At 65.4% G+C, this 19690-nt stretch carries 15 protein-coding genes; 12 read left to right on the top strand and 3 right to left on the bottom strand.

From position 1 onward, the window contains the following. The first annotated feature begins 9 nt into the window (after positions 1-9). From rnt to lipA, 7 genes are all read left to right on the top strand, one after another. A complete protein-coding gene (gene rnt / locus RM530_RS05320; protein ID WP_432276075.1) occupies positions 10-705 on the top strand; it encodes a ribonuclease T in 696 nt (231 codons plus the stop codon). Next, positions 702-1865, top strand: a complete 1164-nt coding sequence (locus tag RM530_RS05315; protein ID WP_311364174.1) for an L-dopachrome tautomerase-related protein — start codon at positions 702-704, stop codon at positions 1863-1865. Before rnt ends, RM530_RS05315 begins: the two co-directional genes overlap by 4 nt. Before the next feature lie 87 nt (positions 1866-1952). Next, positions 1953-3464, top strand: a complete 1512-nt coding sequence (locus RM530_RS05310) for a glucan biosynthesis protein G (RefSeq protein WP_311364173.1) — start codon at positions 1953-1955, stop codon at positions 3462-3464. Continuing rightward, positions 3461-5965, top strand: a complete 2505-nt coding sequence (mdoH, locus tag RM530_RS05305; RefSeq protein WP_311364172.1) for a glucans biosynthesis glucosyltransferase MdoH — start codon at positions 3461-3463, stop codon at positions 5963-5965. Before RM530_RS05310 ends, mdoH begins: the two co-directional genes overlap by 4 nt. 64 nt (positions 5966-6029) lie before the next feature. Beyond that, entirely contained in the window at positions 6030-6821 is a 792-nt protein-coding gene (locus RM530_RS05300) for a GNAT family N-acetyltransferase (RefSeq protein ID WP_311364171.1), read from the top strand. A gap of 26 nt (positions 6822-6847) precedes the next feature. Beyond that, positions 6848-7630 (top strand): lysophospholipid acyltransferase family protein, encoded by a 783-nt coding sequence (locus RM530_RS05295; RefSeq protein ID WP_311364170.1) that lies wholly within the window; start codon positions 6848-6850, stop codon positions 7628-7630. Positions 7631-7782: 152 nt separating this feature from the next. Next, entirely contained in the window at positions 7783-8694 is a 912-nt protein-coding gene (gene lipA / locus RM530_RS05290; protein ID WP_311364234.1) for a lipoyl synthase, read from the top strand. 109 nt (positions 8695-8803) lie between these two features. Here lipA and murU read toward each other — a convergent pair whose 3' ends face one another. After that, the gene (murU, locus tag RM530_RS05285) at positions 8804-9484 is read right to left on the bottom strand and encodes an N-acetylmuramate alpha-1-phosphate uridylyltransferase MurU (protein WP_311364169.1); all 681 of its coding nucleotides are present in this window, start codon (positions 9482-9484) and stop codon (positions 8804-8806) included. Continuing rightward, on the bottom strand, positions 9484-10500 hold the full coding sequence (locus RM530_RS05280; protein WP_311364168.1) for an aminoglycoside phosphotransferase family protein: 1017 nt from the start codon (positions 10498-10500) through the stop codon (positions 9484-9486). The genes murU and RM530_RS05280 overlap by 1 nt, the downstream gene beginning before the upstream one ends. Before the next feature lie 204 nt (positions 10501-10704). Between RM530_RS05280 and RM530_RS05275 the strand changes: the two genes are divergently transcribed. The 5 genes from RM530_RS05275 to RM530_RS05255 all read left to right on the top strand — a co-directional run bounded on the left by RM530_RS05275 (position 10705) and on the right by RM530_RS05255 (position 16522). Then, positions 10705-12780 (top strand): LPS-assembly protein LptD, encoded by a 2076-nt coding sequence (locus RM530_RS05275; RefSeq protein ID WP_311364167.1) that lies wholly within the window; start codon positions 10705-10707, stop codon positions 12778-12780. A gap of 101 nt (positions 12781-12881) precedes the next feature. After that, the gene (locus RM530_RS05270; RefSeq protein WP_311364166.1) at positions 12882-14189 is read left to right on the top strand and encodes a peptidylprolyl isomerase; all 1308 of its coding nucleotides are present in this window, start codon (positions 12882-12884) and stop codon (positions 14187-14189) included. A gap of 13 nt (positions 14190-14202) precedes the next feature. Further along, positions 14203-15225, top strand: a complete 1023-nt coding sequence (gene pdxA, locus RM530_RS05265) for a 4-hydroxythreonine-4-phosphate dehydrogenase PdxA (RefSeq protein ID WP_311364165.1) — start codon at positions 14203-14205, stop codon at positions 15223-15225. Continuing rightward, a complete protein-coding gene (gene rsmA, locus RM530_RS05260) occupies positions 15218-16048 on the top strand; it encodes a 16S rRNA (adenine(1518)-N(6)/adenine(1519)-N(6))-dimethyltransferase RsmA (RefSeq protein WP_311364164.1) in 831 nt (276 codons plus the stop codon). The genes pdxA and rsmA overlap by 8 nt, the downstream gene beginning before the upstream one ends. 39 nt (positions 16049-16087) lie before the next feature. Continuing rightward, entirely contained in the window at positions 16088-16522 is a 435-nt protein-coding gene (locus RM530_RS05255) for a universal stress protein (RefSeq protein WP_311364163.1), read from the top strand. On the opposite strand, the gene RM530_RS05250 is transcribed toward RM530_RS05255, so the two are convergent. Beyond that, complete coding sequence (locus tag RM530_RS05250) at positions 16507-19572, bottom strand: sensor domain-containing protein (protein ID WP_311364162.1); 3066 nt, start codon at positions 19570-19572, stop codon at positions 16507-16509. The genes RM530_RS05255 and RM530_RS05250 overlap by 16 nt on opposite strands. Positions 19573-19690 lie beyond the last annotated feature (118 nt).

The raw sequence follows: 19690 nt of genomic DNA, 5'->3' as shown, positions 1-19690 counted from the left end.
GGCGATGCTATGATGCAGCGCCGCATTTCAGACGAGCCCATGGAACGCCCACGCATACACGTGCCGATGTCGCGCCGCTTCCGCGGTTTTCTGCCCGTGGTCGTGGATGTGGAAACCGGCGGCTTCAACGCGCAGACCGATGCCCTGCTCGAAATCGCGGTGGTGATTCTCGGCATCGATGAGGACGGACAACTGGTTCGGCAGGAAACGCATGCCGCGCAGGTGCGGCCGTTCCCGGGCGCGAATATCGAAAAGGCGTCGCTGGACGTCAATGGCATCATCGTTGACCATCCGCTGCGCATGGCGATCGACGAGCGTGCGGCGCTCGACAAGGTATGCCGGCCGATCCGCCGTGCAGTGTCGGAAGCCGGCTGCAAACGTGCAATCCTGGTCGGCCACAATGCACACTTCGATCTCGGTTTCGTCAATGCCGCCTGTGCCCGCAACGCTTACAAACGCAATCCGTTCCACCCGTTTTCGGTGTTCGATACGGCGACGCTGGGCGGCGCCGCGCTGGGGCAGACGGTGCTGAGACGAGCGCTTGAGGCCGCCGGTTTTCCGTACAGCGATTCCGAGGCGCATTCGGCGATCTATGACGCGGAACAGACCGCCGACCTGTATTGCTGGATCGTCAACCGCATCAGGCCATTGTTCGAGGTGACGCTGCCGATCACCGCCGACACCGCGGCAGGCGTCATCCCATGAGCGGGCGGTCCCTGCTCGGTCGGTTCCTGAGCCGGCTGCTGACGTTCATCGTCATCCTCATCCTGCTGCTGGGCGCCGCCGTGAAGTGGCGCTACGGCGGCGGCAACGATTTTCCGGCGCGCGACACGCCGCCGCAGATGCCGGCGTCCGCGCTGGAGCGCGTAGCCGATCTGCCGACCCCACCCGGCAATATCAGTGTGTCCGCGAGCGGACGGATTTTCGTGTCGCTGCACCCGGAAGCCCGCCCCGCATGGAAGCTCGTGGAGCTGGTGGACGGGCAGATGAAACCCTTTCCCAACCTCGCGTTCCAGACCGGCGAAGGCGAGCCGGACAGTTTCGATACGGTACTCGGCGTCCGCGTCGATGCGCAGAATCGGCTGTGGGTCCTCGACAACGGCAATCACGGCCTGCACCCGGCGCGCCTGATGGCCTTCGACATCGACAGCGGCGAACTCGTCGAGAAGTTCATTTTCCCGCGCGAGATCGCTGGCTACGGTTCGCACCTCAACGATCTCCAGGTGATGCCGGACGGCAATACGGTGTTCATCTCCGATGCCAGCCTGCTGGCCCAGAACCCCGCGCTGATCGTCTACGACGTGGCCAACCACAGCGCGCGTCGCGTGCTCGACGAACACCCCTCCGTCACCGCCGAGTACTACACGCCGCGCGTGCAGGGCCGGCGCATGGAACTGTTCTACCTGTTCAGCGTCCGCCCTGGCGTGGATGCGGTCGGCCTCGATGCAAACGGTCTATGGCTGTACTTCGCGCCCATGAGCAGCCTGCATCTGTATCGGGTGAAGACCGCCGATCTTATGGATGAGTCGCTGAGCGCCAGCCAACTCGCCAACCGCGTCGAAATCTTCGCGCCCAAGACCATGACCGACGGCATCAGTGTGGATCAGCGCGGCAACGTCTATCTGACCGACATCGAGCATTCCGCGATCGCCGTGCTGTGGCAGGATCGCACCCTCGGTACGCTGATCCAGAGCCCGCTGCTGCGCTGGCCGGATGGGTTAAGTTTCGGTGCGGATGGTGCCCTCTACATTAGCTGCAGCTCGCTCCAGCAGGTGTTGGGGCGCCTGCCTGTACAGATCGATCGAGCCGCGCCGTATCAGGTCTACCGTGTTCGGCTTGGCGTGCCGGGAATTCCCGGTCGTTGATGGTGGCTGTAACCGGCAGGCTAGCCAGCCCGCAGTCCGCCGTCGCCGAGTCTCTGCGGGCGCTGCCGGAGAACGGATTTTGAGGATATGAGTTCAACGAATTTTCTTCGAGCGCTCCTCGCGATGGCGCTGTGCCTGCCCGGCATCGCATCGGCCTTCGGTTTCGAGGATGTGGTGGCGCGCGCCCGGAAGCTGTCCACCCAGCCCTACGTGGCGCCGCAGAACAATCTGCCCGGCCCCTTGCGCGAAATCGACTATGACGCCTACCGCGACATCCGCTTCAAGCCCGAAAAGGCACTGTGGCGCGGCGCCAAGCTCCCGTTCGAACTGCAGTTCTTCCATCCGGGCCGCCAGTACCAGCAGTCGGTCACGGTCAATGTGATCAGCGCCGATGGCGTGCGCCGTCTGTCCTACAATCCAGACTCGTTCGACTTCGGCAAGAACAAGTTCGATCCCGGCAGCTTCGGCGATGTCGGCTATTCCGGCTTCCGCGTGCACTATCCGATCAACAGACCGGACTTCAAGGACGAGGTCATGGTGTTTCGCGGCGCGAGCTACTTTCGCGCGCTCGGCAAGCATCAGCGCTACGGGCTGTCGGGCCGCGGGCTGGCGATCGACACCGGGCTGATTTCGGGCGAGGAATTTCCGGCCTTCACCGAGTTCTGGGTGGTGTGGCCGGCACCGACCTCCAGCTCTCTGGAAATCTACGCGCTGCTCGATTCGCCGCGCGCCGCCGGCGCCTATCGCTTCGTGCTGCAACCCGGCGTCAATACCAAGGTCGACGTCGAAGTCACCCTGTTCATGCGTGACCAGGTCGGCAAGCTCGGGCTCGCGCCGTTGACGAGCATGTACTACTACGGCGAGAACCAGACCTCGCCGTTCGAGGACTTCCGCCCCGAGGTTCACGATTCCGACGGCCTGCTGGTCGACGACGGCACCGGCGAATGGGTATGGCGCCCGCTCACGAATCCCAAGCGCCTCGTCAGCACCTCGTTCGGCACAGAAACCCTCAGAGGTTTCGGTCTGATGCAGCGTGATCGCGACTTCACCAATTACCAGGATCTGGAAACCCGCTACGACCTGCGGCCCAGCGCCTGGATCACGCCCAAGGGCGACTGGGGCAAGGGTCGCGTCGAGCTGATCATGATTCCAACCAAGGACGAGACCAACGATAACGTGGTCGCCTTCTGGGTGCCGGCGACCCAGCCCAAACCCGGTGAAGCCTTCCAATACGCCTACCGGATGTCGTTCGAGCACGACGAGCTGAGCGGTCCCGAGCTGGCGCGCGTGGTGCAGACGCGGCGCGGCCACGGCTTCCGCCGCGAACCGGACGACTCGCTGCGCATGGTCGTGGATTTCGTGGGCGGGCCGCTGGCAAATCTGGCTCAAGCTGCCAAAATCGATGCGCCGGTCTGGATCAATGACAACGGAGAACTCATGGAGAAACAGTTGCAGCCCAACCCGGCGACGGGCGGTTGGCGGCTGAACCTGCGCTACCGCGTCAAGGATTCCGGCAAACCGGTGGAGATGCGCGCGGCGCTGCGTGATGGCGACAAACCGCTCTCCGAAACCTGGAGCTATCTGCTGCCCGCCCAATGAGCACCCCTCCCGGAGCCGAGTCGATCGAGCCCCAGTCGGCATCCCGACCGAGCGCGTCCGCCGCCAGCCGCGCGGCGTTCGATGCCTACCTTGGCCGCCTGCCGCTGGATGAGTCACAGCGCCGATCGCTACGCGAGCTCGCCGGGCAACAGGGTCAGGCGGCCGCCTTCGAGGAAGCCCATCGCCGTCTCGCCGGCAGCGAAAACCCGGAAAGCTCGATCGCGCTGCGCATTCGCAACGAGCATCCACGCGCTCCGCTGGTGCGCGACCTGCAGGGGCGTTTCCGCCTGATCACCACCCCGCCGCTGAGCCGCGCCTCGATGCGACCGGAAGCGCTGTCCCGCAATCTGTTTGTGCGCTTCGGCCGCAGCTTGCGCAGCCGCTTGCTCGGCAAACGCCGGCGCCTCGCCGTCGGCGAAACCGACGCACCCAAACCCGAAACCAAGCTGCCGGCCTGGGCCGTGACCGGCACCATCCGTCGCCTGCTATTGCTGTGCCTGGTGATTGGGCAGACGATCTACGGCACCTATTTCATGACGGCGGTGCTGCCGTACCACGGTCAGGACGCGCTGGAACTGACGATCCTGATCCTGTACGCGATCCTGTTCGCCTGGGTGTCCGCTGGCTTCTGGACCGCGCTGATGGGCTTCTGGGCACTGCTTTCGGGTCGTGACAAGTACGCGATTTCGGCGACGGCGGAACCCGATGCCGCGGTCGCCGACAACGTGCGCACCGCGATCCTGATGCCGATCTGCAACGAGGACGTGCATCGCGTCTTCGCCGGACTGCGCGCCACCTTCGAATCGACGCGCCGCACCGGCCAGCTGCCGCGCTTCGATTTCTACATACTCAGCGACAGCTCCGAAGCCGACGTCCGCGTCGCCGAGGTCGAAGCCTGGATGAAGCTGTGCGAGGAGGTGGACGGTTTCGGCCACATCTTCTACCGGCGTCGCCAGCACCGCATCAAGCGCAAGAGCGGCAACGTCGCCGACTGGTGCCGGCGCTGGGGCAGCGGCTACAAGTACATGGTGATCCTCGACGCCGACAGCGTGATGTCCGGCGACTGTCTGTACCGCCTGGCGCAGTTGATGGAGGCCAATCCCACGGCCGGCATCATCCAGACCGCACCGATGGCCTCGGGCCGCGATACGCTGTACGCGCGAATCCAGCAGTTCGCGACACGCTGCTACGGGCCACTGTTCACCGCCGGGCTGCATTTCTGGCAGCTCGGCGAATCGCACTACTGGGGCCACAACGCGATGATCCGTGTGGCGCCGTTCATCCGTCACTGCGCGCTCAGCAAACTGCCCGGCAGCGGTCCGCTGGCCGGCGAAATCATGAGCCACGACTTCGTCGAAGCCGCACTGATGCGGCGTGCCGGCTGGGGCGTGTGGATCGCCTACGATCTGCCGGGCAGTCACGAGGAAATGCCACCGGCGCTGCTCGACGAGCTGCAGCGCGACCAGCGCTGGTGTCAGGGCAATCTGCAGAACTTCCGCCTGTTTCTGGCGCAGGGTCTGCACCCGGCGCACCGTGCGGTGTTCATGACCGGCGTCATGGCCTATCTCTCGGCGCCGCTGTGGTTCATCTTCCTGGTGCTGTCGACCGCCTCGCTGGCGCGCCACGAACTGGTCGAACCCGAATACTTCTCGCAGCCCTACCAGCTGTTCCCGACCTGGCCCGAGTGGCATCCGGAATGGGCGCTGCAATTGTTCGGCGCGACCATGACGCTGCTGTTCCTGCCGAAAATCCTCGCCGCGCTGCTGCTGATCCTGCGCGGTCGCAGCAAACCGTTCGGCGGCGCTTTCAAGCTGATCGACAGCCTGCTGTTCGAAATGCTGTTCTCGGCCATCCTGGCACCGATCCGCATGCTGTTCCATGCCCGCTACGTGAGCGGTGCGCTGCTCGGCTTCGGCACCAAGTGGAAGTCGCCGCCGCGCGACGACGCCGCAACACCCTGGAGCGAGGCGCTGCGGCGCCACGGCAGCGGCACCGTACTGGGTCTGGCGTGGGCCGCGTTCGTCTACTGGCTGAACCCGACGTTCCTGTGGTGGCTGGCGCCGATCGCCGGCAGCCTGATCATCGCGATTCCGATGTCGGTGCTTTCCAGCCGCGTCACGCTCGGTCGCTGGTGTCGCCAGCGCAAGCTGTTCCTGATTCCCGAGGAAACCGCCCCGCCCGAGGAACTGCGCGCGCTGGCGACGTTCCTGAAAGAGCCCGATCCCTACGAGGCCGGCTTTCTGCGCGCGGTCGCCGAACCGGTGGCCAATGCCATCGCCTGCGCATCGGGGCGTCCCCGTACCCAGATTCCGATGCCCGTGGAAGCGCAGCGGCGGGAACGCCTGGAGCAGGACCTCAAACTCCTGCCGACCAGCCTGTCGGACACGGAACGCAACTTCCTGCTGGGCGCGCCGGACCTGCTGTCCTCATTGCATCAACGCATCTGGAGCGACCCGGCGATCCGTTCGGAATGGCGCCGGGGCGTCATCGAAGGTTCATAGTCCGGTCACCTGAGTTCAACAGCCGGTTCATACAGTGGCGCCGTCTTCATGAACGGGTCATGCCATGCAGCCGCAGACGGACCGCAACAATGGACTCACCGCGCCGCCTCGCTTCGAAGTGAGTTTCGCGAACACGCGTGCGGAGATTCTCGAAACCCTGAAACTGCGCTACCGCATCTTCGCCGGTGAAATGGGCGCGCAGATCGACGGCGGCGACGAGCACATCGACACCGACGAATACGACGCCCACTGTCGGCATCTGATGGTGCGCGAGGTCGAAAGCGGCCGCGTCATCGCCTGCACCCGGATTCTCACCGACGAGTGCGCAGCCGCCGCCGGCGGCTTCTATTCTTCCGGGGAATTCGATCTGCAGATGGTCGATGCCCTGCCCGGCCGCGTCATGGAAATCGGACGCACCTGCGTCGATGCCGAATACCGCAGCGGAGCCGTGATCGGCACGCTGTGGCAGGGCATCGCCGGATTCATCACGCGCGAAGGCTACGACTACCTGTTCGGCTGCGCCTCGATCGGGCTCGACGACGGCGGCGCACGCGCGCACGCGATTCTCGACACGATCCGGCAGAAGTACTCGGCGCCGGCCTATCAACGTGTGCGGCCCTACGTGAACCTGCCGACGGCCGACGCCCGACCGACCGGCCCGGTGCGGATGCCGCCGCTGCTCAAGGCCTACGTCAACCTCGGCGCCAAGACCTGCGGCGACGCTTACTGGGATACCGAATTCAACTGCGCGGACGTGTTCATGCTGCTCAACGTCTCCGATCTGAATCCGCGCTATGCCCGCCACTTCCTCGACCGCGCCAGCCTGCCCCCGGTGGTCGCGTCCGGGCTCGACTGATCGATCCATCGAACCCAGGTTCCAGGATGCCCCACAATCCTCTGCTCAGCACCGTACGGGCGCTGCGCCTGGTGCTGCACCTGACAATCGGGCTGCTGCTGGCGCTGGCGGTGCTGCTGCTGCGCAACCGTGTCCCGCGTGACCGGCTGTCGCGCTGGTGGCTGTCGGTACTGCTGGACGTGTTCAATATCGAGGTGGACGTGCGTGGCACGCCCTCGGAACAGGCGCCGATCCTGGTCGCCAATCACATCAGCTGGCTCGACATTCCGGTCATCGCCGCGCAGCAACAGACGCGCTTCGTCGCCAAGTCCGACATTCGCGACTGGCCGATCGTCGGCTGGCTGACCACGGCCGCGGGTTCGTTCTACATCCGTCGCGGCGGCAACGTCACCGCAGCGCTGCAATCGCGCATCGAGCCGTATCTGAACGATGGCGGACGCCTGCTGTTCTTTCCGGAAGGCACCACCACCGATGGCCGCGAGGTCGGACGCTTTCATGCGCGTCTGTTCGGGCTGGCCACCGAAACCGGAAAGTCGATACAGCCGGTCGCCTTGCGCTACGGGAAGGGCGCGAACGGCACTGCGGTCGCGCCGTATGTCGGCAACGATGCCCTGTTCTGGCACATTCTGCGGCTGTTGCGCGAGCCGGTGCTGCGCGTGGAAATCGCCTATTGCAGCCCGATCAGCATCGGCAAGCATGACCGCAAGACGCTGGCCAGCCTCTCGCAGGCACAGATCCAGGCCGTGGTCGAAGCCGATTCCACGATCGAGGCCACGCCGGTCGCGGCACGCCTGAGTGCCCTGGCCTGATCGAGACGCCTCGGCGGGCGCCGGACCGGCGCGATGATCGGCGTTACAATGCCGATCCACTCAGCCCAGAGCTTCCTTTGAGCGCTCCCGACCACACCCCGCCCCGCCCCGCCCCGATTCCGCAGGGCGTGAAGCTGCGCGCCGCGGAAAAGATGGCGCGGATTCCGATCAAGATCGAAGTCACCCAGCAGGCGCCGCGCAAACCCGAATGGATACGCGCCAAGCTCGGCACTTCGCCGGAAGTGGCGCGCATCAAGGCGAGCCTGCGCGAGCACAAGCTGCACACCGTCTGCGAGGAAGCCTCCTGCCCGAATCTTGGCGAATGTTTCGGCAAGGGCACGGCGACCTTCATGATCATGGGCGACATCTGTACGCGGCGCTGCCCTTTCTGCGACGTGGCCCATGGCCGCCCGAATGCCCTGGATGCCGACGAGCCGCTGAATCTGGCCGTCACCATTGCCGATCTGCGCCTGCGCTACGTGGTGATCACCAGCGTCGATCGCGACGATCTGCTCGACGGCGGCGCCGGCCATTTCGTGGCCTGCATCCGCGAAACCCGCCGCCTGTCGCCGGACATCCAGATCGAAGTGCTGGTGCCCGACTTCCGCGGCCGCATGGACCCGGCGCTGACGATCTTCAAGGACAACCCGCCGGATGTGTTCAACCACAACCTGGAAACCGTGCCGCGCCTCTACAAGCAGGCTCGGCCGGGCTCCGACTATCAGTGGTCGCTGGACCTGCTGAAGCGGTTCAAGCAGATGCACCCGAAGGTGCCGACCAAGTCCGGCCTGATGGTCGGGCTCGGCGAAACCATCGAGGAAATCGAAGACGTGATGCGCGACCTGCGTGCCCACGACGTGGACATGCTCACGATCGGCCAGTACCTGCAACCGTCCAGGCACCACCACCCGGTCATGCGTTTCGTTCACCCGGACGAATTCGAACGCCTGCGCGTGGTCGGCGAGCAGATGGGCTTTTCACATGTGGCCAGTGGCCCGATGGTGCGCTCCAGCTACCACGCCGACCAGCAGGCCGAGGACGTGCTGCACGCGCGGGCGGTCTGAACCCATGGGCGAGAAACTCAATCTCGCGCAGAGACGCAAAGGTGCCAAGAAAAGCATTGACTACGCTTTTTGACTTTGCGGCTTCGCGTCTTTGCGCGAGACAAAGCTTTCAATCCCCCCGCAGGGACCGCTCCAAAACCTCGCGCCGCTGCGGGGTGCCGACATCGGCCCAGAGACCATCATAGCGCTCGCCGCTGGCGCGTCCGGCCGCGATGGCACGGCGCCAGTACGGGACGACCGAGAACGGTCCGGTTTCGTCGCTACCGTCCAGCAGCCGCGGGCGGGCCAGCCACAGGCCGGCGGCCGTGAGACGTTCACCGGCGTCGCCCAGGGTTTCGGATTCCAGATTGAAATCGCCCTGCGGGTGATGTTCCGGATTGGGGACCAGCACCAGATGCAGAAGTCGCTCGTCGGGCAATGTCGCCGCCCGCACCACCAGCTGTTCGATCGGATAGTCCGTCCAGACGTCGCTGTTGACGACCAGGAACGGTGCCTCGCCGAGCAGCGGCAATGCGCGGCGCAGCCCGCCGCCGGTCTCCAGTGCGGGCCAGCCTTCTTCGCTGTACTCGATCGCGAGCCCGTAACGCGCCCCATCACCCAGGGCCTGCCGCAACTGTCCGCCGAGCCAGCCGAGATTGATCACCACTTCGCGTACGCCGGCCGCCGACAAGCGCCCCAGATGTCGTTCGATCAGCGTCTGGCCGGCGACCTCGACCAGCGGCTTGGGGCAGTGGTCGGTCACGGGCCTGAAGCGTTCGCCGCGCCCGGCCGCCAGCAGCATCGCGCGCATCAGGCCGGCCGAGGAAGTATCTGGCGTTCGAACAGTTCGCTCAGCGCCGCGAACTCCGGATAGCGCGCCGCCACGTCCACCACGTAGCGCACGAAGCGCGGCGTGTCCGCCAGGTACTTCGGTTTGCCGTCGCGCAGGCTCAGGCGCGCGAAGATACCGAGAATCTTGAGATGTCGCTGCACGCCGATCCAGTCGCAGTCGCGGCGGAATGCGGCCTCGTCGCCCAGCGGCAGTCCGGCGAGCTTCGCGTCGCGCCAGTAGCGCGCAATCCAGGCATCGACACGCGTCGCCGGCCAGGAATGGAAAGCGTCCTTGAACAGTGAAATCACGTCGTAGGCGATCGGTCCATGGACCGCGTCCTGAAAGTCGAGCACGCCCGGCATCGGCTCGGACAGCATCAGGTTGCGCGGCATGTAGTCGCGGTGCACGAAGACGCGCGGCTGCGCCAGCGCGGCGGCGATCAGGCTTTCCACAACGCCGTTCCAGGCCTCGTGTTGCAAGCCGCTCAGGGTCAGGCCGAGATGCCGTTGCAGATACCAGTCCGGGAACAGCGCCAGTTCGCGACGCAGCAGGACGTCGTCGTACTCCGGCAACACGTCGGGCCGTGACGCGCGCTGCCAGCGGATCAGCGCATCGATGGCCGCGCCCATCAAGGCATCGGCATTCTCCTCGTCGAGCACATCAAGCAAGGTCCGCGTGCCGAGATCGCTCAGCAGCAGGAACCCGTGGTCCAGATCCTGCGCCAGCACCGCCGGTACATTGAGACCGGCGGCGTCGAGCAGGCCGGCGATGCGCACGAACGGTTCGCAGTCCTCATGCTGCGGCGGGGCATCCATGACGATCCATGAGCGCTCACGAGCCTCACCGCGGAAGTAACGCCGGAAACTGGCATCGGCCGAAGCCGGAGCGAAACGCTCGAACGGATGTCCGAGCGCGGTCTGTGCCCAGTGCCGGGCCTGCCGCGCGCGCAGGTCGTCGGACCCTTTGGCGCCGATCTGTAGCGGAGAGGTACTCATCTGCGCCGCAGCATATCGGGGCACAGTGCGCCGAACAATTGCGCCGCGGCGGCGCGGTCCACATACTTCGCGTCCTCAAGAATTCCGAGTACGAGACGCGCATTGCGCCTTCACCACTGCAAACTTCCGGCCCTGTTGGCATTGTCGGGCAGCTTGCTCTGCGCGCCTGCACTCGCCGAGGACGCCTCGTGTCCGCAGCTTACGATGCCACCGCTCGAATCGAACGGCGGTTCTCCGGAGGTCACGCTGACAGCGGACAAGGCGTCGCTGCTACGCAGCGGCCTCAGCGAATTCGAGGGTTCGGTGGTAGTGACCCAGGGCGACCAGCGGCTGTCGGCGGAATCGCTGTCCTACGAGAAAGCCGACGAGCGCGTGCGCGTCGATGCCGAAAGCCTGTTTCAGAGCAAGGAGATGGTGGTTCGCAGCCGGACCGCAGATCTCTATCTGGGCCGCGAGACCGGTGTGTTCATGGACACCGAGTTCACCCTGATCGACAGCGCCGCCCGCGGCAACGCGGAGCGCCTGGAGTTGCTCGGCGAGACCCGGGCCCGGCTCGACGCCGTGGAGTACACAAGCTGCGCGCCCGGTCACGAGGATTGGGTTCTCAAGGCCAGTCGCGTCCATCTGGATCGCGACGAAGGCCTCGGCAGCGCCCGCAACGCACGCCTGCACTTTGCCGGTGTGCCGATCCTCTACCTGCCGTATTTCCAGTTCCCGATCGACGATCGGCGCCGCAGCGGTTTTCTGTTTCCAACGCTCGGCGAATCCAGCAAGACCGGCCTGGACCTGCGCTGGCCGTTCTATCTGAATCTGGCACCCAACTACGATGCCCAGCTGATTCCGCGTTACATGTCCAAACGTGGCGTTCAGCTCGGCGGCGAATTGCGCTATCTGCTGCCGGGCAACTACGGCCGCGGCGAAGTCTACGGCGAACATCTGCCGGACGACGACGTCGCCCAACGCGACCGCAGCTTTCTGGAGTACGAGCATGGCGGTCTGCTCAGCGACCGCCTGGCGCTGGAGGCGAACTACGCCGAAGTCAGCGACCTGGAATACTTCGAGGATCTCGGCGGACGCATCAATCTGTCGGCTCTGACACATCTGGAGCGACGCGCGCACCTGACCTACCAGGCGCCGGCCGCCTACACCGTGAAGATGACGGTGCAGGACTTCCAGACTCTCGATCCGACCGTCATCAACACTGAGCAGCCGTACCGGCGACTGCCCCAGATCACCTTCGACACACTCACGCAACGTCGCCTGTGGGCGACCCGCGCCGGTTTTTCTGGCGAATACGTGAACTTTGATGGCGATGACGTCGTCGAAGGGCAACGCGTTGCACTCGTGCCCTACCTGCGCACCGTGGTCGACAAATCGGCCTGGTACGCCACCGGACAACTGGATTTGCATCACACAGAATACAAGCTGAGCAATACCTCGGGCGGCACGGACAACGATCTGCAACGCAGCCTGCCGGTCCTTTCGGCGGAATCGGGGCTGCGCTTCGATCGTGTCACAGACAGCGGCATGCTGCAGACGCTGGAGCCGCGCGCGATGTACCTGTACGCCCCGTACCGCGAACAGGACGACTTCCCGGTGTTCGACAGCGGTGAACCGGATTTCGACATCGTGCAGCTGTTCGCGCGCAACCGCTTCTCGGGCACCGACCGCATCAGCGACGCCAACCAGATCACCGGTGCCGTCACCACGCGGCTGCTCGATCCGGACAGCGGACTGGCACGCATCTCGGCCACCTTCGGCCAGATCCTGCGCTTCGACCCTTCGCAGGTATCGCTTCCCGACAGCGAACCGCCGGACGAAGGCGCGACCGATGTGCTGGCGGCCGCGGAAGTGAAGTATTCGAAGTACCTGTCGACCAGCGCGACGGTGCAATGGTCGCCGAGCGATAGCGAGTTCAACCGGTTTGCCACCGGACTCAAGTACCGCCGCGACGGACGGCGCTTCGAGGCGGCCTACCGCTATCGCCGTGACATCCTCGAACAGTCCGACGTACTCGCCGCCTTTCCGGTCGGTGGGCGCTGGGATGTAATCGGACGCTGGCGTTATTCACTCGCCGACAACAGCACCATCGAATCGCTGGCCGGTTTTGAATACGAGACCTGCTGCTGGACCGCCCGCGCGACGTGGCGGCGATACATCAGCAGCACGCGTGGCGACTACGACAGCGGCGTCTACCTGCAACTCGAACTCAAGGGCCTGGGCGCGATCGGCTCCGGCTTCCAGGATCTGCTCGATTCACAGAACGAATACCGCGAATGAGGCCGCAGCCTTCAGCGCTAACGGGCTCGGAGCCCATGCTAGGCTTGCGGGCTGAATTCACCATCGATATCAGCGGCATCCTGAAAACACCGCACGAATCCATGAAACCAAAAAAACTCCTGCTGTGCCTCGCGCTTGTGCTGATCCCGGCCCTGGCGCCCGCCGCCCAGCCGCTGGACCGCATCGTCGCGGTCGTCAATGACGGCGTGGTCCTGCAAAGCGAACTCGACATCGCCATGAATACGGCCCAGGAACAGATCAAGAGTCGCGACCTGGCCGCACCGCCGATCGACATCCTGCGCCAACAGGTTCTGGAACGGCTGATCGTGACGCGCATCCAGACCCAGCGCGCCCGCGAAATCGGAATTCGCGTCGATGACCGCGAACTCAATGAAGTGCTGACCAACATCGCCAAGCAGAACGGGATGGCGCTGGCCGAGTTCGCCCAGTCGATCCGCGAACAGGGCGGCGACTACCTCGCCGTGCGCGAACAGGTTCGCGACGAAGTGCTGATCCAGCGCCTGCGTGCCCGCGAGGTCGAAAGCCGGATCAACGTCTCCGAGCAGGACATCGCCTTCGAACTGGCCAACCAGAAGGAAGATGACAAGGAGGTCCGCCTGAGCCATATCCTCGTCGCCGTGCCGGATGGCGCCTCGGCCGAGGAACGCGACGCCGCCCGCGCCAAGGCAGAAGCGCTGCGCCAACGCATCATCGACGGTGAAGACTTCGCCCAGGTCGCGATTGCACAGTCCGACGGCCAGCAGGCGCTGCAGGGCGGCGACCTCGACTGGCGCCGTCTCGGCGATCTGCCGACGCTGTTCAGCGAGAACGTCCGGAAACTGTCGGAAGGCGAGATCAGTCCGGTGCTGGAAGCCACCTCGGGCTTCCACATCCTGATGCTCAACGGCCTGCGTGGCGGCGAGCCGCGCCGCATCATCACCGAGACCAAGGCCGCGCACATCCTGCTGACGCCGAACGCGATCCGCGACGAGGAAACGACCCGGCTGCAGGCGCGTGAAATCCACGACCGCCTGCAGGGCGGCGAAGACCTGGCCGACCTCGCGCGCCAGTACTCGGACGATCCGGGGTCCAAGAACTCGGGCGGCGAGCTGGGCTGGCAGCCTCCGGGCGTGTTCGCACCGGAATTCCAGATCCGCATCGATCAACTCCAGCCGGGCGAGATTTCGCAGCCGTTCCGTACCCAGTTCGGCTGGCATGTCGCCAAGGTTCTGGATCGCCGCAGTCGCGATGTAACCGAGGAGTCCCAGCGTGCGCGTGCACGCCAGGCCATCGTCAACCGGCGCATGGCCGAGGAATACGATGTCTGGCTGCGCCGCCTGCGCGACGAAGCCTACGTCGAATACCGACTGGCCGATGGTTCGGTGAGCGCCACCGCGCCCGGCGGCTGACGCCACTCGGACAATGACTGCCGGCCTCGTTCCGCGCCTGCTGCTCACGCCGGGCGAGCCCGCCGGCATAGGACCGGATCTGGCGGTTTCGGTCGCGCAGCAGGAATGGCCGGCGCGGCTGGTGGCGATCGCCGATCCGGCGCTGATCGCGGCACGCGCCGAACAAACCGGCCAGACACTGCGCATCCACGTCGTGGATACGCCGGATGACGCAGCGCCGCATCGCCCGGGAACCTTGTGCGTCTGGCCGCTCAGTCTGAACGCCCCGGTCCGGGCCGGGCAGCTCGACCCCGCCAATGCCACCTACGTGCTCGACACGCTGCGCCAGGCAGGCCGCGCCTGTCTCGACGGGCGCGGCGACGCCATCGTCACCGCACCGGTGCACAAGGGCATCATCAACGATGCCGGCATCCGCTTCACCGGACACACGGAATTTCTGGCGGAACTCTGCGGCTCGCCGCTACCGGTGATGATGCTGATCGCACCACTGGCCGACGGCCATGAGCTGCGCGTCGCCCTGGCGACCACGCATCTGCCGCTGCGCGAGGTGCCGGACGCGATCACACGGCAACGACTGTCGGCGGTCGCGCGCATTCTCGACCGGGACCTGAAGCGCAAGTTCGGCATTCGCGCGCCGCGCGTCCTGGTCAGCGGCCTCAATCCGCATGCCGGCGAGTCCGGACACCTCGGCCGCGAGGAAATCGATACGATCGTCCCGGCGCTTGAGCAACTGCGGCTCGAAGGCCTGGATCTCCAGGGACCATTTCCCGCCGACACCCTGTTCACGCCGCATATGCTGCATGATGCCGACGCCGTACTGGCGATGTATCACGATCAGGGCCTGACCGTGCTCAAGTACGCCGGCTTCGGTCGTGCCGTCAACCTGAGCCTGGGCCTGCCGATCCTGAGAACCTCGGTAGACCACGGAACCGCGCTGGATCTCGCCGGCAGCGGCCACGCCGACAGCGGCAGTTTCGAGGCCGCGATCGCGCTTGCGATTCGCCTGAGCCGGAGGCAGGGGGGCCGCCGTGATTGAACCCGACACGCGGCCGCCGCTCGCGAAAAAGCGTTTCGGCCAGAACTTTCTGCATGACCAGAACATCATCGCGCGCATCATTCATGCGATATCGCCCAAGCCGGGGCAGGCGCTGATCGAAATCGGCCCGGGCCGCGGCGCGCTGACCAGGCCGCTGCTGGCGGCCGGCGAAAAGCTACAGGTCATCGAACTCGATCGCGACCTGATTCCGTTCCTGCAGGCCTACTGCGGGAATCATCCCGGTCTGGTGGTGCATCAGTGTGACGCGCTCAAGGTCGATTTTCCGTCTCTGGCGCCGGGACAGCCGCTGCGCGTGGTCGGCAACCTGCCGTACAACATTTCCACACCGCTGCTGTTTCACCTGCTGCAGTTCGCCGACCACATCCGCGACATGCACTTCATGCTGCAAAAGGAAGTCGTCGACCGCATGGTGGCCAAGCCCGGCGGAGGCGACTATGGGCGGCTCACGGTCAGTCTTGCGGCGCGCGCCGAGTGCGTCTCGCTGTTCCGTGTCAGCCCCGGCGCCTTCCATCCGGCGCCCAAGGTGTATTCGGCCATCGTGCGGCTGCGGCCGCGCCCCGCCCCGTTTCCGATCCCGGATTTCGGTGCCTACGACCGTATCGTCACGGCCGCTTTCGGGCAACGGCGCAAGACGCTGTCCAATGCACTCAAGGGGCTGCTGGACAGCGAGCAGATTCGGGCCGCGAACATCGATCCCGGCTTGCGGGCGGAACGCCTTTCGGCCGCCGAATTCGGCGCGCTGAGCTGCCAGCTCGTGGCAGACACTGGACCGGCGCAGAAGCCCGAGCCTGGGGCACAATAAGCGAGCTTGCGGTGCACCCGACACCGCGCGGAGGAAGACATGATCTACAAACATCTGCTGGCCGCCATCGAAACGCATGACGAAGGCGAGAAGATGCTGGTCAAGGCGCGCGATCTGGCACGCGGCTTCGGTGCCTCACTGAGCCTGATACACGTGGTGGAGTATCTTCCGATCGATCCGGCCGGCGACGCACTGCTGGCAACGCCGATCGACCTGTGCAGCGAGCGAGCCGGGTTCGCCGAGACGCGTATCGGCGAATGGTGCGACCGCAACGATCTCGATCGCAGCTTCCTGCGCGTGGTGATCGGCTCGATCACCCCGGAAATCCTGCGCGCCCAGCAAGAAACGCAGGCCGACCTGATCGTGGTCGGTCATCATCCGCGCCACGGCCTGTCAGCGCTGTTCAGTTATACCGACGATGGCGTGCTGCACCGCGCCAGCTGCGACGTGCTGGCGATTCATTTGGACGACTGACGGCTGCCGCCGACGACGCTGAACTGCGCCAGAAACTGCTCGGTGTCGTCGACGGCAATCGGTTCGCCCAGCACCGGGCCGGCCACCCAGGCGCCGCCGAGCGCAGCCAGCATGTCGCGTTGCGCGGGGTGGGTCAGCCCCGAGGCGATCACCCGCTTGTTGTGACGCTTCGCCATCGCCATCACCGCCTTGGCCGTCGCGCTCGCATTCTCGTTGGCCGGCAGCCCGGCAATGCAAGCCGGTGCGAGGCTCACGAAATCGGCCGGCAGATTGCCCAGGGTGTTGAGCGCGTTCGCGCCATTGCCGACCTCGTTGACACAGAACCGGACGCCAGCGCCACGCAACAGCGAGAAGCCGGGCTGTGGCATGACGGCGTTATCGGCCAGGGCAACCTCGCTGCAGCCGACGATCAGAGACATCGGCGGCACTGCATAGCGCTGCATCACGTCCAGCATGTGGCTGCACAGTCCGGCGTCGTGCAACTGCCAGTCGAGCATGTCGATGATCACCGGAACCTCGACCGGCCGATTGCCGCGGCAGGCCGAATAGAACTGACCGTGCCGCTGCAGCTGCCACAGCAGTTGCCGCTCGATCTCGCCGATATGCGCCGCCAGCTGCAGTGTCTCGGCCTCGCCAATCTCTCCGTATTCGCCGTGCTGCCAGATGGTGGACAGCCGCATCGCCACGAGTTCGTCGCGGGCCGCCGCGTAAATCGGCTGGTAGCGCAAACGCAACTGATCCAGGGTCGCGGCGTGATTGAGGTCGCGTTCCAGAACGATGCGCCGCGCGGTTTCCGCACTGGTGTCGGCGGCAAACATCTTGTAGCCGGCACGGCCCGCCTTCTTGGCCTCGAACATCGCCTGGTCCGCATGTCTGAGCAGCGTTTCGGCATCCGCATCATCGGCCGGATAGACCGTCATGCCGATGCTGACGGTGATCACCAGCGTATAGCCGTCGACGCTCATCGGGCGACGGAAGGCTTCGACCATCTTCTGCGCCAGCACTTCGGCGTTGCCCACATCGTTGAGGCCGGGCATCAGCACCACGAACTCGTCGCCCGCCAACCTGGCGACCGTATCGGAACTGCGCACGCTGCTGCGCAGACGATCGGCGACCATCTGCAACACATGGTCGCCGGCCTCGTGGCCGTAGTTGTCGTTGATCGCCTTGAAGCGGTCGAGGTCGATGAACATCACGCCGAGCAGCCGGCGTGAGCGCTGCGTCAGCAACACCGCCTGTTCGAGTCGATCATGCAACACCGACCGGTTCGGCAGCCCGGTCAGCACGTCGTTGTGCGCCAGGTGCTGCAGGCGTTCCTCGGCCGCCTGGCGCTCGGTGATGTCGGACACCAAAGCCATGTAGACCGGCGGTTCCTCGTCCCGCGAATAGCTCAGACGGACTTCGACCGGATAGCTGCTGCCATCGATGCGCTGATGCGCGGTGCGATACACCACGTGTTCGTCCTGGAGCCCGCGCAACCGGCTGAGATGCCCGTAGAAGGCTTCCGGATCCATGTCGGGCGCGAGTTGCAATGGCGTCATCCGCGACAGCTGCTCGATGCGGAAACCGAGATTGCGCCGCGCGCTCTTGTTCACGTCCAGCAGATAGAGCGACTGCGCGTCGAAAACGTAGACCTCCTCGGCCGCACTGTCGAGCAGGCGGCCGAGACGCAGACTGAGGTTGTCGCTCTTGAGGCGGTCGGTGATGTCGCGAACGATGATGACGTGACCATCCTCACGGCTACCCTCGCCCGGCAGCACCATCGGCTCCACCAGCAGTTCGACCGGAAACGTCGTGGCGTCCTTGCGCCAGCCGACCACGCGCGGCAGCTTGCTGCGCTGCGCCGACGACTGGTAGTCGCCCAGCTTGATACCCGGCGTATTCAGAAACGGCACCGGCATCAACTTGGTCATGGTCGCGCCGGCGAGTTCGTCACGGGTGTAACCGAACATGCGCATCGCCCTGAGATTGGCGAAGCGGATCACGCCAGCGGCATCGGCGGTGAGCACGCCCTCGACCAGATGGTCGATGATGCCGTGCGTCAGACGCGACTGGCGGCGAATGTCCTCGAGCGCCTTCTGGCGCGCGCCGATGTCGCGGAACATCAGTACCGCGCCGTCGACGCCACCACCCTCGTCGCGCGTCAACGTGGCCATGGTTTCGATATGGCGAACCACGCCGTCTCGCGCACGCAGCCGGCATTCCTCGGGCGGCGCCGGCGCCTTGTCACGCAGCGCCCGTTCCACCGGCGTGACCAGGGGTTCATCGTCCGGCCCCAGGGGATGGAACACCGAGTAGATCAGGCGGCCGACCGCATCGGCCTGCCCCCAGCCCGTCATCTGGGCCGCCAGCGGGTTCATGTCGCGTACCCGCGCATCGCGGGTCACGGAGATCATGGCGTAGGCCAGCTGAGACAGCGAATCGATCTCGCCCGGCAGCTGCTGCACCGTATCGTCGGAAGCCGGCGGACTGTCACGTACGGCGGTGCGCAGACGATGCGCCCAGCGTGGTTCCATGATGGCGCCACGTCGCAACAGCAGAAACAGGAGCAGCAACAGTGGCGCACTCAGGCCGAGACCGATCAGGCCGAACCAGCGCAGACGGGCAACCGCCTCGTCGTGCACCACGCGCCGCGTCGGCTCGACCAGTACCAGGTCCAGCGTGGCCAGGGTACGGCCCTCGCTCATGACCGGCACTTCGACCCGATCCCCGGCCATTTCGTACAGGGATTCGCGGAAACGGCCGTTGACCGGCGAGGACAGCAGCGGCAGGGCCAGCTCGTCGTAGGCACCGGCGCGTGCCAGCTCGATTCCACCGAGCGCGCGAACCGATACGGACTTGAACCCGAGGCCGTCATCGCCCAGAAGCTGGGTGACCGTGCCCTGAAGCTCGGCGACGCCGCCGCCGCTGACCAGTACCGTGGCCACGGCCGCCTGCGCAGTCTTGAGCGCGTGCTCGCGGTCGAGCTGTTCCTGCAGCGCCTCGCTCTGCCGGAGGCTGGAAATCGAGATGGCGATCAGCAACGCGCCCAGCAGCCAGGCCAATCCCAAGCCCAGCGCTGCGATTTCAGGACGCCTTAGCCACTCCCCCCATTTCCACATGAACCGAGTCTAACCCGGCACCGGACCTCTGTGCCGAGACAATTCGCAGACATCAAACGCGTCCCAC

It is taken from the genome of Banduia mediterranea, from assembly GCF_031846245.1.
GTDB classification, from domain to species: domain Bacteria; phylum Pseudomonadota; class Gammaproteobacteria; order Nevskiales; family Nevskiaceae; genus Banduia; species Banduia mediterranea.
This window is presented reverse-complemented; position numbering and strand designations above follow the sequence as displayed.

Bases quoted from the DNA above. Each gene is read 5' to 3' on its own strand.
- murU (WP_311364169.1), bottom strand. From the start codon at position 9,484: ATGCGCGCGATGCTGCTGGCGGCCGGGCGCGGCGAACGCTTCAGGCCC.
- RM530_RS05300 (WP_311364171.1), top strand. From the start codon at position 6,030: ATGCAGCCGCAGACGGACCGCAACAATGGACTCACCGCGCCGCCTCGC.
- RM530_RS05275 (WP_311364167.1), top strand. From the start codon at position 10,705: ATGCCACCGCTCGAATCGAACGGCGGTTCTCCGGAGGTCACGCTGACA.
- lipA (WP_311364234.1), top strand. From the start codon at position 7,783: ATGGCGCGGATTCCGATCAAGATCGAAGTCACCCAGCAGGCGCCGCGC.
- RM530_RS05315 (WP_311364174.1), top strand. From the start codon at position 702: ATGAGCGGGCGGTCCCTGCTCGGTCGGTTCCTGAGCCGGCTGCTGACG.
- pdxA (WP_311364165.1), top strand. From the start codon at position 14,203: ATGACTGCCGGCCTCGTTCCGCGCCTGCTGCTCACGCCGGGCGAGCCC.
- RM530_RS05270 (WP_311364166.1), top strand. From the start codon at position 12,882: ATGAAACCAAAAAAACTCCTGCTGTGCCTCGCGCTTGTGCTGATCCCG.
- mdoH (WP_311364172.1), top strand. From the start codon at position 3,461: ATGAGCACCCCTCCCGGAGCCGAGTCGATCGAGCCCCAGTCGGCATCC.
- RM530_RS05255 (WP_311364163.1), top strand. From the start codon at position 16,088: ATGATCTACAAACATCTGCTGGCCGCCATCGAAACGCATGACGAAGGC.
- RM530_RS05280 (WP_311364168.1), bottom strand. From the start codon at position 10,500: ATGAGTACCTCTCCGCTACAGATCGGCGCCAAAGGGTCCGACGACCTG.
- RM530_RS05295 (WP_311364170.1), top strand. From the start codon at position 6,848: ATGCCCCACAATCCTCTGCTCAGCACCGTACGGGCGCTGCGCCTGGTG.
- RM530_RS05310 (WP_311364173.1), top strand. From the start codon at position 1,953: ATGAGTTCAACGAATTTTCTTCGAGCGCTCCTCGCGATGGCGCTGTGC.
- rnt (WP_432276075.1), top strand. From the start codon at position 10: ATGATGCAGCGCCGCATTTCAGACGAGCCCATGGAACGCCCACGCATA.